General features: G+C 32.7%; 9 protein-coding genes. 6 read left to right on the top strand and 3 right to left on the bottom strand.

Annotated features, from left to right (window positions below; all coding sequences use genetic code 11):
* Nucleotides 1-50 precede the first annotated feature (50 nt).
* Both CW733_RS11750 and CW733_RS11745 read right to left on the bottom strand, forming a co-directional pair.
* Nucleotides 51-938 (bottom strand): KilA-N domain-containing protein, encoded by an 888-nt coding sequence (locus tag CW733_RS11750; protein WP_100997357.1) that lies wholly within the window; start codon nucleotides 936-938, stop codon nucleotides 51-53.
* 238 nt (nucleotides 939-1176) lie between these two features.
* The gene (locus CW733_RS11745) at nucleotides 1177-2469 is read right to left on the bottom strand and encodes an aminopeptidase P family protein (RefSeq protein ID WP_100997356.1); all 1293 of its coding nucleotides are present in this window, start codon (nucleotides 2467-2469) and stop codon (nucleotides 1177-1179) included.
* A 180-nt stretch (nucleotides 2470-2649) separates the two neighbouring features.
* Between CW733_RS11745 and CW733_RS11740 the strand changes: the two genes are divergently transcribed.
* The 6 genes from CW733_RS11740 to CW733_RS11715 all read left to right on the top strand — a co-directional run bounded on the left by CW733_RS11740 (nucleotide 2650) and on the right by CW733_RS11715 (nucleotide 11951).
* Nucleotides 2650-5493 (top strand): sialidase family protein, encoded by a 2844-nt coding sequence (locus CW733_RS11740; RefSeq protein WP_100997355.1) that lies wholly within the window; start codon nucleotides 2650-2652, stop codon nucleotides 5491-5493.
* 164 nt (nucleotides 5494-5657) lie between these two features.
* On the top strand, nucleotides 5658-6344 hold the full coding sequence (locus tag CW733_RS11735; RefSeq protein ID WP_100997354.1) for a succinate dehydrogenase cytochrome b subunit: 687 nt from the start codon (nucleotides 5658-5660) through the stop codon (nucleotides 6342-6344).
* A gap of 15 nt (nucleotides 6345-6359) precedes the next feature.
* Nucleotides 6360-8372, top strand: a complete 2013-nt coding sequence (locus tag CW733_RS11730; protein ID WP_100997353.1) for a fumarate reductase/succinate dehydrogenase flavoprotein subunit — start codon at nucleotides 6360-6362, stop codon at nucleotides 8370-8372.
* Nucleotides 8373-8386: 14 nt separating this feature from the next.
* Entirely contained in the window at nucleotides 8387-9133 is a 747-nt protein-coding gene (locus CW733_RS11725) for a succinate dehydrogenase/fumarate reductase iron-sulfur subunit (RefSeq protein ID WP_100998814.1), read from the top strand.
* A gap of 108 nt (nucleotides 9134-9241) precedes the next feature.
* The gene (locus CW733_RS11720) at nucleotides 9242-10177 is read left to right on the top strand and encodes a M28 family peptidase (protein ID WP_232730361.1); all 936 of its coding nucleotides are present in this window, start codon (nucleotides 9242-9244) and stop codon (nucleotides 10175-10177) included.
* Nucleotides 10178-10181: 4 nt separating this feature from the next.
* Nucleotides 10182-11951: a hypothetical protein gene (locus tag CW733_RS11715; protein ID WP_100997352.1), complete on the top strand. Its 1770-nt coding sequence runs from the start codon at nucleotides 10182-10184 to the stop codon at nucleotides 11949-11951.
* Nucleotides 11952-12159: 208 nt separating this feature from the next.
* On the opposite strand, the gene CW733_RS11710 is transcribed toward CW733_RS11715, so the two are convergent.
* Entirely contained in the window at nucleotides 12160-13062 is a 903-nt protein-coding gene (locus tag CW733_RS11710; RefSeq protein ID WP_100997351.1) for a thioredoxin family protein, read from the bottom strand.
* Nucleotides 13063-13161 lie beyond the last annotated feature (99 nt).

Raw genomic sequence — 13161 nt, 5'->3', positions numbered from 1 at the left:
TTTTTGTCATAGTACTCAGGCGTCAAAAGACATTGACATTACTAAATTCTTTATTCTTTTAGCTTTCTTTTTGCGTCTAAGAAGGTTGTTCCGCTTTCCTTTTTTAGAGATTTAATAATATCTATTTTATCCAATGTTTCTCTTTGTTCTCTAACAGTATCAATAAGTATTTTTAACCTATTCTTTTTGGTTATATCATTCTTTATTAATGTAGAACTCAAACTCTCAATATTTGATAATATTGCTAATTCATTAATGCTGGCCATATCTCTTATGTTTTCGCCATTTAAAACTTTTGTTGGATTTAATTCTCTCCATTGTTTAGATGTACAACCAAATAATGCAATATTTAACAAATCTGCTTCATCTGCATATTCTAACCATTCTTTAGCTGCGCTATATCTTGTTTTAGGTAATATGTGTTTTTTCACAGCATCAGTATGAATTTTGTAATTTGTTTTACTTAAAATTCTTCTTACATTCCATTCTAAACCATATTTATCAGTTTCAATTTCTTTGAGTCTTTGATACTCTTTTATAATATGAAGCTTAAATATAGGGCTAATAGCAGAGCCAAATTCAAAAGCTATATCTCTATGTGCATATGTTCCACCATATCTTCCTTTTACTGAAAATATACCTTTAGCATTTGTAGACTCAACCCAATTGGAAACACTCATGGTAAAAGTAGGAAGTCCTGCTTCTTTTCTAAAGTGGTCAAATTCGACCACTTTAAAATCTTTGTTGTATAAAGATTCCCAAGTGCCTAAAAACTCGATGGTTGATCTATTTCTAATCCAATTTTTTATAACATCAGCAGCTCTACTATCATCATCTTTACTTCCCGCCATATCTGTAAGGCATATATAATCTTCTTCATTAAAAGAAGTTATATTTATTTTTGTGCCTTCAACAACAATGCTGTTTCTTTTAGCCATTTTTTGTTTTTATAAATTTCAACTATTATTCAAAGATAAATTAAATTTTCAAAAATATATTTATTGAATAGAGCACGCTCTAAAGTATTATTACTAACGTTTCCTCAATATAAAATCATTTCAACGTTTTATATCATAAGTCAAACGAAGTTCGACTATTTTTTTTAGAAAGTCAAGTGTCAAGAAACAAAAAAAGCGAGCCTAAAGCTCGCTTTCTTTCTATAACAAAAGAGTTTATTTATTTATTCATCAAACTCTCAATCTCTTCAGCTTCAATCGGGATGTCACGCATTAAATTAAAAGGTTCTCCAGTTTTTTGTATTACCACATCGTCTTCCAATCTAATACCAAAACCTTCATCTGGAATATAAATTCCAGGCTCTACAGTAAACACATTGTTTGCTTGCATAGGCTCAGTTAAAATACCGTAATCATGCGTATCTAATCCCATATGGTGAGACGTTCCATGCATAAAGTATTTTTTGTATGCTGGCCAATCTGGATTTTCGTTTTTAACATCAGCCTTATCAAGTAAGCCTAAGCCTAAAAGTTCGCTAGTCATTAATTTACCAACTTCAACATGGTAATCTGCCCAAATAGTTCCAGGAGTTAACATTTTTGTAGCATCATTTTTCACTCTTAAAACAGCATTGTAAACTGCTTTTTGTCTGTCGTTAAACGTTCCAGAAACAGGAATAGTACGCGTCATATCACTTGCGTAATTTGCGTATTTAGCACCAGCATCAATTAATATTAAATCGCCAGCTTTACACTCTTGATTATTCTCTATATAATGCAAAACGTTAGCGTTGTTTCCAGAACCTACAATTGGAGTGTATGCAAAACCATCAGAACGGTTATTTAAAAACTCATGCATAAATTCTGCTTCAATGTTATATTCCATAACACCAGGTTTTACAAAATTTAAAACACGTCTAAAACCTTTGTTAGTAATATCGCAAGCGGTCTGGATTAAGTCTAATTCTATCTGGTCTTTTACAGAACGTAAACGCTGTAAAATCGGGTTACTTTTTGCAACACTGTGCGCAGGATATTTGTTTCTTATCCATGTAGTAAAACGGTCTTCTCTAGTTTCCGTTTCTACATTTGCTCTGTAGTGCTCGTTTGTATTTATGTAAACGGTTTCAGCTTGTGTCATCATTTCAAACACTACTTTTTCTAAATCTTGTAACCAGTAAACGGTTTTAATTCCGCTAGTTGTAAAAGCAGCATCTTTAGTTAATTTTTCGCCTTCCCAAACAGCAATATGTTCGTTAGTTTCTTTTAAAAATAAAACGGCTCTATTTTTAGGATTCGGACAATCTGGAAACAGTATCAAAACACTTTCTTCTTGATCTACACCACTTAAATAAAAGATATCTCTATGCTGCTCAAAAGGCATTGTGCTATCTGCACTAATAGGATAAATATCGTTAGAGTTAAAAAACGCAATACTTTTAGGCTTCATTTGAGACCCAAAATTTTTACGGTTTTTTATAAAAAGGGCAGAATCTATTTTATTGTATTTCATGAAAAACTTGTTTTTCATTCCCATGAAAATGGGAATCTTATTAATGTATGTTAACTATAATTTTTCCGTCAAGCGGAAATACTTAGCAAGTGTAAAAGTAACATTTTATTGCTTAAAAGCATTTCGGTTTTGCTCAGATTTAACATAATCATTACCTTCAAGCTTTTAAAAACACATATTATGAAATTCAATATTTTCTTAGCTTTATCTTTTCTGGTTATTCTTAAAACCGAAGCACAACAACCTCAAATAAATGCCGAAGCTGTACAACAAGCGCTTCTGCAAAAAGCAGTGTTGCAAAAGGAGTCTTTAGTAAAGAATGTACCTTTTAAAAATATTGGACCAACAGTAATGAGTGGTCGTGTTGTGGATTTAGCAGTAAACCCAGAAAATCCTGCAGAGTTTTATGCAGGTTATGCTTCTGGAGGTGTGTGGCATACTACAAATAATGGTACCACTTTTACACCAATTCTAGACAGTGCGCAAACTCAAAATGTAGGTGATATTGCTGTAGATTGGAACACGCGAACAATTTGGGTTGGTACAGGAGAAAATAATGCATCTCGATCGTCTTATTCGGGAATTGGTATTTTAAAGTCTACTAATAATGGTGAAACTTGGGAACATGTAGGCTTGCCAAACTCGCAGCATATAGGTCGCATTTTAATCAATCCAAATAATGTAAACGAAGTTGTAATTGGAGTTACTGGTGCTTTGTATTCTAAATCTGAAGACAGAGGAATTTATAAAACTAAAGATGGCGGAAAAACATGGAGTAAAAACTTATTTGTAGATAATGTTAGTGGTATTATAGATGTGCAACATGCACCAAATAACTATAATGTTATGTTTGCTTCGTCTTGGACTAAAAATAGAAAAGCATGGAATTTTGATGGTAGCGGAAATAATTCGGCAATATATAAAAGTACAGATGCTGGAGAAAATTGGGAAAAAGTTTCTACAGAAAATAGTGGTTTTCCAACAGGAAATGGAGTAGGTAGAATAGGATTAGCAATTTACGATGATAATATTATTTATGCAATTCACGATAGTCAGTTCAGGAGGCCTTCCGAAGGAGAAAAACAAGAAACTAGAGGTCTTAAAAAAGAAGATTTTAAAACCATGAGTACTCAAGCTTTTTTATCGCTTGAAGATAAGAAGCTTAATGGGTTTTTAAAAATGAATGGTTTCCAGGAGAAATATAGAGCCGAAAACGTAAAACAAATGGTTCGCAGCGGTAATGTAAAACCAATTGATTTAGCACATTATTTAGAAGATGCTAATTCTATGCTTTTTGAGACTCCAGTTATTGGTGCTGAGATTTATAAAAGTACAGATGGTGGGAAAACATGGAAAAAAACGCACAATGATTATTTAGACGATTTGTATTACAGTTATGGTTATTATTTTGGGCATGTTTACGTGGCTCCAGATAACGAGAATAGTATTTATGTTTATGGTGTGCCAATTTTAAAATCTAAAGATGGTGGAAAAACATTTACATCTATAAGTTCAGAAAACGTGCATGCAGATCATCATGCCTTATGGATTAACCCTAAAAACACAAACCATTTAATTAATGGAAACGATGGTGGCGTAAATATAAGTTACGATGATGGAGACAACTGGATAAAAAATAATGCACCAGCAGTTGGTCAGTTTTATGCAATAAATGTAGATAATCAAGAGCCTTATCGTGTGTATGGTGGATTACAAGATAATGGCGTTTGGGTTGGTGCTCATGATGCTCCAGAAGATAAAAGATGGCACCAAAATGGAGAATATCCATGGAAAAGTATAATGGGAGGAGACGGTATGCAAATTGAGATTGATAATCGTAATCCAGATATTGTTTACACAGGTTATCAATTTGGTAATTATTATAGAATAAATAGAGAAACAGGTGAGCAAAAATACATTCAGCCAAAGCACGAATTAGGTGAGACACCTTACCGTTTTAATTGGCAAACACCTATTCATTTATCAAAACACAATCAGGATATTTTATATTTAGGAGGTAATAAATTAATGCGTTCTATGGATAAAGGAGAGACTTGGAAAGCTATTTCTCCAGATTTAACGCAAGGTGGAAAAAAAGGAAATGTGGCTTACGGTACTTTAACGACAATTAGTGAATCGGCTTTCAAGTTTGGTTTAATTTACATAGGAAGTGACGACGGATTAGTGCAAGTAACCAAAAACGCTGGTGGCACATGGAATAATATTAGTAATGGCTTGCCTAAAGATTTATGGGTGAGTAGAGTTATTGCTTCAAAACATAAAAAGGAACGTGTTTATGTTACTTTAAATGGCTACCGATTCGACGATTTTTCAACCTACGTTTATGTTTCAGAAAACTACGGACAAACATGGAAGTCTATAGCGTCAAACATTCCTACTTCACCTGTTAATGTGATTAAAGAGGATTTTGTAAATGAAGGAATATTGTATTTAGGTACAGATAATGGAGCGTACGTTAGCTTTAATAACGGTGAAAACTGGGAGGCTTTCTCTAAAGGTTTGCCAGCAGTTGCAGTACATGATATTGTTTTACATAAAGAAAGTAATGATTTATTAATTGGAACACACGGAAGAAGTATTTATGAAACAAATATTAAAGCTTTGCAACAATTTGGAGCAGGTATGGTTTTAACAAGTCAACCAACAATTTTTAAAACCGAAAAAATAAAAGCTAATGGGCGTTGGGGAAACAGCTGGAGTAAATGGATGCAGCCTTACGAACCTGCTACGCAGATTAAGTTTTATGCTAACAATGCAGGTAAAAAAACGATTGAGATTAAAAGTGATAAAAATTCAGTTTTGCAAACTATCGAAGTCGATGTGGATAAAGGTTTTAATTATGTAGATTACGATTTAACGATCACAGAAAAAGGAAGAAAAAAACTATTAAAAGAGAATACTACAATAGATATTAATAAAGCTAAAAACAACAAGTATTACTTGCCAAAAGGTGAATATATTATTTCTATAGATAATGTTACTAAAGGCTTGGAAGTCGAATAATTTGGGTAAAACAGAACATAATAAAAAAACTTTTTAGGCTAGTTTTCTATTAGCCACAAGCTAAGTAAACTCATTCTAAATAAATTTTAAAAAACTAGTAAAACTTGTTTGGCTAAGCATGGCTCACTATATTTGTGTATATTATAATTTAACTTCATAAAATAATGAGCGGAATTTTAAATTCTTCAATAGGAAGGAAGTTTGCCATGGCACTTTCGGCACTCTTTCTAATGTTTTTTTTACTTCAACATTTTTCAATAAACATACTTTCGGTATTTAGTCCAGATACTTTTAACGATGTCTCTCACTTTATGGGAACGTTTCCGTTAGTACAATATGCATTACAACCGGTTTTAATTTTTGGAGTTGTTTTTCATTTTGTAATGGGATTTGTTTTAGAAATTAAAAACAACAAAGCAAGACAAATTAGTTATGCTAAAAACAATGGAGGAGCAAATTCTTCATGGATGAGCAGAAACATGATTTGGAGTGGACTAGCAATTTTAGCGTTCGTTGGTCTTCATTTTTACGATTTTTGGTTTCCAGAATTAAACACCAAATTTATTGTTGGTGATATGTCTGGTCTTATCGATCCAAATAATGCAGAAAGTGGTTTTAGATACTTCGAAGAGCTGCAACATAAATTTGTAGATATCTGGAGAGTTGTACTTTATGTAATTGCATTTGTATTCTTAGCATTACACTTATTACATGGTTTTGATTCAGCATTCCAATCAGTTGGAGCAAATAATAAATACACAAAAGGATTAAAGAGATTTAGTAAAATCTATGCAATTGGTATTCCATTAGGATTTATCTTCATTGCATTATTTCATCATTTTAATCATTAATATACAGAGAGATTTATGGCTTTAGATTCTAAAATACCTCAAGGTCCAATTAAAGATAAATGGACAGATTATAAAAATCATATCGATTTAGTAAATCCTGCTAACAAACGTAACATAGATGTTATTATTGTTGGAACAGGATTAGCTGGTGGATCGGCTGCTGCTACTTTAGCAGAGCTTGGATATAACGTAAAAGCATTTTGCTTTCAAGATTCTCCAAGACGTGCACACTCTATTGCAGCGCAAGGAGGAATAAACGCAGCAAAAAATTACCAAGGAGATGGTGATTCTACTTACAGATTATTTTATGATACTGTAAAAGGTGGAGATTACCGTTCTCGTGAAGCTAACGTATACCGTTTAGCTGAGGTGTCTGCAAATATAATTGACCAATGTGTTGCTCAAGGTGTTCCTTTTGCACGTGAATATGGTGGATTATTAGATAACCGTTCGTTTGGTGGAGTATTAGTATCACGTACTTTTTACGCAGCTGGACAAACAGGACAACAATTATTATTAGGAGCTTATTCTGCTATGAATCGTCAAATCGGTCGTGGTAAAATCAAAATGTACAACCGTCACGAAATGTTAGACGTTGTTAAGGTTGATGGAAAAGCTCGTGGAATTATAACACGTAACTTAATTACTGGAGAAGTAGAACGTCACTCAGCTCACGCTGTAGTTCTTGGAACTGGTGGTTATGGTAACGTATTCTTCTTATCAACAAACGCGATGGGAAGTAATGTAACAGCAGGTTGGAAAGCGCATAAAAAAGGTGCTTATTTTGCAAACCCTTGTTACACACAAATTCACCCAACATGTATTCCTGTTTCTGGAGATCATCAGTCTAAATTAACATTGATGTCTGAGTCTTTAAGAAATGATGGACGTATTTGGGTACCAAAACACATGAAAGATGTTGAGGCTATTAAATCTGGTGCATTAAAGCCTAGAGAACTAGCTGAAGACGATAGAGATTACTACCTAGAGCGTCGCTATCCTGCATTCGGAAACTTAGTACCTCGTGATGTTGCCTCTCGTGCAGCAAAAGAACGTTGTGATGCTGGTTTTGGAGTTAATGCAACAGGAGAAGCTGTATTCTTAGATTTTGCTTCGGCAATTCAACGTTACGGTAAAGAAACTGCTCACGTTAAAGGATTAGACGAAAATGATGCTGCTCTTGTTAAAAAATTAGGGCAAGAAGTAATCAAAAATAAATATGGAAACTTATTCCAAATGTATGAGAAGATCGTAGATCAAGATCCATACAACACACCAATGATGATTTATCCAGCAGTACATTACACAATGGGTGGTGTTTGGGTAGATTATAACTTAATGACAACTGTTCCTGGTTTATACTGTATTGGAGAAGCTAATTTCTCTGATCATGGTGCAAACAGACTTGGTGCTTCAGCTTTAATGCAAGGTTTAGCAGATGGATATTTTGTGTTACCATATACAATTGGTGATTATTTATCTGATGATATTAGAACAGGACCAATTTCTACAGATTCTAAAGAATTTGAAGAAGCTGAAAACGATGTTAGAAAACAATTAGAATTCTTTGTAACGAATAAAGGATCTCACTCTGTAGATTATTTCCATAAGAAATTAGGAAAAATCATGTGGAACAAAGTAGGGATGTCTAGAAATGTAAAAGGTTTAACGGAAGCTATTGCTGAAATTAAAGCGTTAAGAGAGCAATTCTGGAAAGAAGTAAAAGTACCCGGAACTAACGAAGAATACAACGAAGAATTAGCAAAAGCTGGTCGTGTTGCAGATTTCTTAGAATTAGGAGAATTATTCGCTAAAGATGCTTTAAATAGAGAAGAATCTTGTGGAGGACACTTTAGAGAGGATGCAGTAGAGTTAGATGGTGAGCAAAAAGGTGAAGCAAAACGTAACGATGAAGATTTTGCATATGTTTCTGCTTGGGAATATAAAGGAGAACCTAGCGACGCGGTGTTACACAAAGAAGAATTAGAGTTCAAGGATATAGAATTAAAACAAAGATCATACAAATAAGGAAAGCTATGGATATGAATTTAACGTTAAAAATTTGGCGTCAAAAAAACGCTAGTGATAAAGGAAGTATGGTTGATTATAAAGTCAGCGATATTTCTCCAGATATGTCTTTTCTTGAAATGTTAGATGTTTTAAACGAACAACTAATTAATAAAGATGAAGAGCCAGTAGCTTTCGATCACGATTGTCGTGAAGGAATTTGCGGAATGTGTTCTTTATATATTAATGGAGAAGCTCATGGACCAGATCGTGGTGTAACTACATGTCAGTTACACATGCGTATGTTTAAAGATGGAGATACAATTACTATCGAGCCATTTAGAGCAACAGCATTTCCTGTAGTAAAAGATTTAATTGTAGATCGAAGCTCGTTTGATCGTATTCAACATGCAGGAGGATTTATATCTGTAAATACATCTGGTAATACTATCGATGCAAACGCAACTCCAATAAATAAAGAAGATGCAGATGATGCTTTTTCAGCAGCAACTTGTATTGGTTGTGGTGCATGTGTAGCATCTTGTAAAAACTCATCAGCAATGTTATTTGTTGGTGCTAAAGTCTCTCAATTTGCACTATTACCACAAGGTAAAATAGAAGCTACAGATAGAGTTTTAAACATGGTTAAGCAAATGGACGACGAAGGTTTTGGTAACTGTACTAACACTGGAGCTTGTGAAGTTGAATGCCCTAAAGGAATTTCTTTAGAGAATATAGCACGTATGAATCGTGAGTATTTAGCAGCTAGCTTAAAAGGATAATAAGAACAGAAATGTCACTCAGAGCATTAGCGAAGAGTCCTAAATAAATATAAACCCAAGCCTATCGCTTGGGTTTTTTTATTAGCTTTACCTATAATTTTATTTTAAATGAAAACAGCATACCCACTATATATTTTAGCATTAAGCATCTCTCTTATAAGTTGTAAAACACAAACTGCTGAAGCGCTAAAAAAAGTTGAGAATACAACTCCAATTACAAATTATTCGTATTCAACTGAAGCGTTGCTAAAAAATATTAAAACCTTATCATCTGATGCTTTTGAAGGAAGAAGAACAGGGACAGAAGGCGCAAAAAAAGCAAAAGAATATATAGAAAAACGTTTTTTAGAATTAGAAGTAAAGCCTTTAAGTTTTGGTTATGGACAACCTTTTACTTTCGGAAATTATCAAGCTGAAAATATTTTAGGATTAGTTAAAGGAACAGAAAAAAATAGAAAATACATAGTATTATCTGCACATTACGATCATGAAGGTATTAAGGGTGGTAAGATATATAATGGAGCAGACGACGATGCTTCGGGTATTAGTGCTTTGTTTGCTTTTGCAGAATATTTTAAAAGCAATCTACCAAAGCATAACGTAATTTTAGCCGCTTTTGATGGTGAAGAACTAGGCCTTAAAGGCGCATATCATTTTGTAAAAGACAATACTATTCAGCAAAAAAACATTGTTTTGAACTTAAATATGGATATGATTAGCCGAAGCGATAGAAACGAACTCTTCGCAGTGGGATCGAGATATTATCCTCATTTAAAACCAACAATAGAAAACTTTAAGGATTTAGGTAAAGTAGATTTACTAATTGGTCACGAAGGATTGGGTGATGGAGATAATTGGACAAATTCTAGCGATCATGCAGTGTTCCATAAAGCAGATATTCCTTTTATCTATTTTGGAGTAGCAGATCATGAAGATTACCACAAACCAACTGATGATTTTGAGAAAATTGACAATCAATTTTACCAAGACGCAGTAGAAACAATTATTCAAATTTTTACAAAATTTGATGCTTTAGAATTATAAAACAATGCAAGATTCAACTCAATATTATCAACAACAACTCGAAACTTATAAAACAGAGGTTTCAAAATTACACAAGCAACTTACAGCTTTAAGTACTGGAAGACTATTAGCTTTTATGGCTACAATTGTAGTTGTTTATTTTACATTTAGCAATTGGCAAATAGCATTAGGTTGTGGCTTAGTTGGTGTATTTGTGTTTCTATTTTTGTTATCAAAACATACCGTTTTAAAATCAGAATATGCTTTAAAAAAAGCATTACTTGCTATAAATGCAGAAGAATTAAAAATTGGTTCAGGCGACTTTTTCGATAGAAGTGAAGGCTTAGAATTCCAAGATCCGCTTCATAATTATGCTTTAGATATCGATTTATTTGGTCGTGGTTCTTTCTTTCAATTTATAAACAGAACAGCAACTAAAATTGGTGCTTTAGCATTATCAAATGCACTTAAGGCTAACAATATTTTAAATATAGAACAAAGGCAAGAGGCAATAAAAGAATTGTCTGCAAAGCCAGAATGGAGACAGCGGTTTCAAGCTACTGCAAACTTAATAAAAGTAGAAACCAAACCAGACCAAATTATTTCGTGGCTACACAAACACAAATCGTTTTTACCTAAAACATTAAAACGATTGCCTATAGTGTTTGTTGGTGTTTCAGCATTGATTCTTATTTTAGGTATTACAAAAGTAATTTCTATAGAGTTTTTTGGATATTGGTTATTAATCGGGTTAGCGGTAACAGGTAAGTATTTAAAAAAGATAAACGATTTAGCTGCAAACACAGATAAAATTAGAGATACATTTAGGCAATACGCTCAACTTTTAAATGCTATCGAAAATGAAACATTTTCTTCAACATTACTTATTGAAAAACAGAAAGGAATACAATTGGAAGGAAAAAAAGCCTCTGCTATTTTAACAGATTTATCCAAGGCAATGGATGCTTTAGATAATAGAAACAATCTTATTTCTGCTATTTTTGGAAATGGTTATTTTCTAACAGATATAAAAAACAGTTTTGCTATTGAGCAATGGATTGAAACGTATCATGATAAAGTGGAAGATTGGTTTGAAGTGGTTACCTTTTTCGATGCTTATAATAGTTTAGGAAACTATACCTTTAACCATAAAGAGTATGTGTATTCTAAAATTTTAGAAGCTGGTAAAAAAACAACTGTAATAGAATTAGGTCATCCTTTATTAAAAAAGGAGAAACGTGTAGACAATGATTTTAATATAGAAACTGAACAGTTTTTTATTATTACAGGAGCAAACATGGCTGGAAAGAGTACATTTTTAAGAACAGTTTCTTTGCATATTGTTATGGCAAACGTTGGATTACCTGTTTGTGCAAAATCTAGTGAGTATGTTCCTGTAAAATTAATTACAAGCATGCGTACAAGCGATTCTTTAACAGATGATAGTTCTTACTTCTTTTCGGAATTAACACGTTTAAAATACATTGTAGACGCTATTAAAACGGATAATTACTTTATTATTTTAGACGAAATCCTAAAAGGTACAAACAGTACAGATAAAGCCATTGGATCAAGAAAATTTGTGGAGAAGTTAGTAGCAAGTAACGCTACAGGAATAATTGCTACTCACGATTTAAGTCTTTGTGAAATTGAAAAAGAATTAGAAGAGGTTAAAAATCATTATTTCGATGCGCAGATTATTGACGATGAGTTGTATTTCGATTATACCTTTAAAAAAGGAATTTGTCAGAATATGAATGCAAGTTTTCTGTTGAAGAAGATGGAGATTGTTTAAGTATTTCGTTTTGTCACTTCGAGTGATTTTTGAGGCACGATAAAATTGTATCGAGAAGCATTTTAAATAAAGATAAGTTCTCGATACAATGCTCCTTTGGTCGCATTACTCGAACTGACAGCGTGTTTCAATCTAAATTTATCACTTGTCACTTCGAGTGATTTTTGAGATACCAATGCGTAGCTTTAAAAATTGTATCGAGAAGTTGTTATTTCAAACTATTAAGCTTCTTTATTTTATCCACCATTTCCAATGCATTCTCATTATCTGGTATTATGCTTAGTACTTTGTAGTAATTTCTAAAAGCTTCAGAATAATTTTCTGCAATAAAAAAGGCTTCAGCTAAACTATCGTAAACACTATGTTTGTATGGATATAATTTTGTATTTAAATTAAAAACGTATAACGCTTTTTCAATTTGTTTACTTCTTAAAAGTACATAGCCAAAGGTGTTTAATTCGCTACTACTTTTTACGAATCTGCCAAGCTTTTGGGTTAAATCTGTTTCAATTGTTTTAAGAGAATCTATCGATTTTTCTACTAATAAAGAATGTAAGTAATCCACAGCAATATAGTTTTGTCTATAACGATCTGTCGTTATTATACTTTGTATATCACGCTCAAAAGTTTCTTTAGGGTGTTCCACAATTCGGTTTACTTCTTTACTATCTTTATAGAAAATAAAGGTTGGTACTCTGTGGATGTTTAATCCTTTTTCTTCTCCATTTGGGCCTTTTTTATAAGCAGTTTTACTGTGGTCTAAAGCAAAAACTTCTAATTGATTCATAGGGTAATTTGCAGCTTCCAAAACCTTATAAAACCTTGGCACTTCTTTTTTGCTATCTCCACACCAAGTGCCTAAAAAAGCTTTAATTGTATAGTTTTTCAAATCTTTTTTAAACGTTTTAACTAAACTTGAATTTACAATATAATCATCGTGGTTTTTGTTAAACCACTCATTAAAAGGAGCTGTTTGTAATCCGTTTTTATCTATCTTACCAAGAAGCATATCCTTATTACCTTCATCTTTTACAATATTATTTAAAGTTTGAGCGTACCCAAAAGAAAGACAAAGACTAAGGATTACTGTGATTACAGCTGTTCGTTTCATGATGATTGGTTTTATTGTTTTTTAATGGTCACATGTTACATCCATTTAGCGTTTTTTGCTAAAGTTTATATTTAAGATATGGATGGTTCATGATTGATT

Origin of the sequence: Lacinutrix sp. Bg11-31, assembly GCF_002831665.1 — a bacterium.
GTDB lineage: Bacteria > Bacteroidota > Bacteroidia > Flavobacteriales > Flavobacteriaceae > Lacinutrix.
The sequence above is the reverse complement of the archived record's forward strand: the minus strand, read 5'-3'. Positions and strand labels throughout refer to the sequence as shown.

What these genes read in the sequence shown, in the direction of transcription:
- CW733_RS11710 (WP_100997351.1), bottom strand. Translation starts at nt 13,062, where the DNA reads ATGAAACGAACAGCTGTAATCACAGTAATCCTTAGTCTTTGTCTTTCT.
- CW733_RS11745 (WP_100997356.1), bottom strand. Translation starts at nt 2,469, where the DNA reads ATGAAATACAATAAAATAGATTCTGCCCTTTTTATAAAAAACCGTAAA.
- CW733_RS11735 (WP_100997354.1), top strand. Translation starts at nt 5,658, where the DNA reads ATGAGCGGAATTTTAAATTCTTCAATAGGAAGGAAGTTTGCCATGGCA.
- CW733_RS11715 (WP_100997352.1), top strand. Translation starts at nt 10,182, where the DNA reads ATGCAAGATTCAACTCAATATTATCAACAACAACTCGAAACTTATAAA.
- CW733_RS11720 (WP_232730361.1), top strand. Translation starts at nt 9,242, where the DNA reads ATGAAAACAGCATACCCACTATATATTTTAGCATTAAGCATCTCTCTT.
- CW733_RS11750 (WP_100997357.1), bottom strand. Translation starts at nt 938, where the DNA reads ATGGCTAAAAGAAACAGCATTGTTGTTGAAGGCACAAAAATAAATATA.
- CW733_RS11725 (WP_100998814.1), top strand. Translation starts at nt 8,387, where the DNA reads ATGAATTTAACGTTAAAAATTTGGCGTCAAAAAAACGCTAGTGATAAA.
- CW733_RS11730 (WP_100997353.1), top strand. Translation starts at nt 6,360, where the DNA reads ATGGCTTTAGATTCTAAAATACCTCAAGGTCCAATTAAAGATAAATGG.
- CW733_RS11740 (WP_100997355.1), top strand. Translation starts at nt 2,650, where the DNA reads ATGAAATTCAATATTTTCTTAGCTTTATCTTTTCTGGTTATTCTTAAA.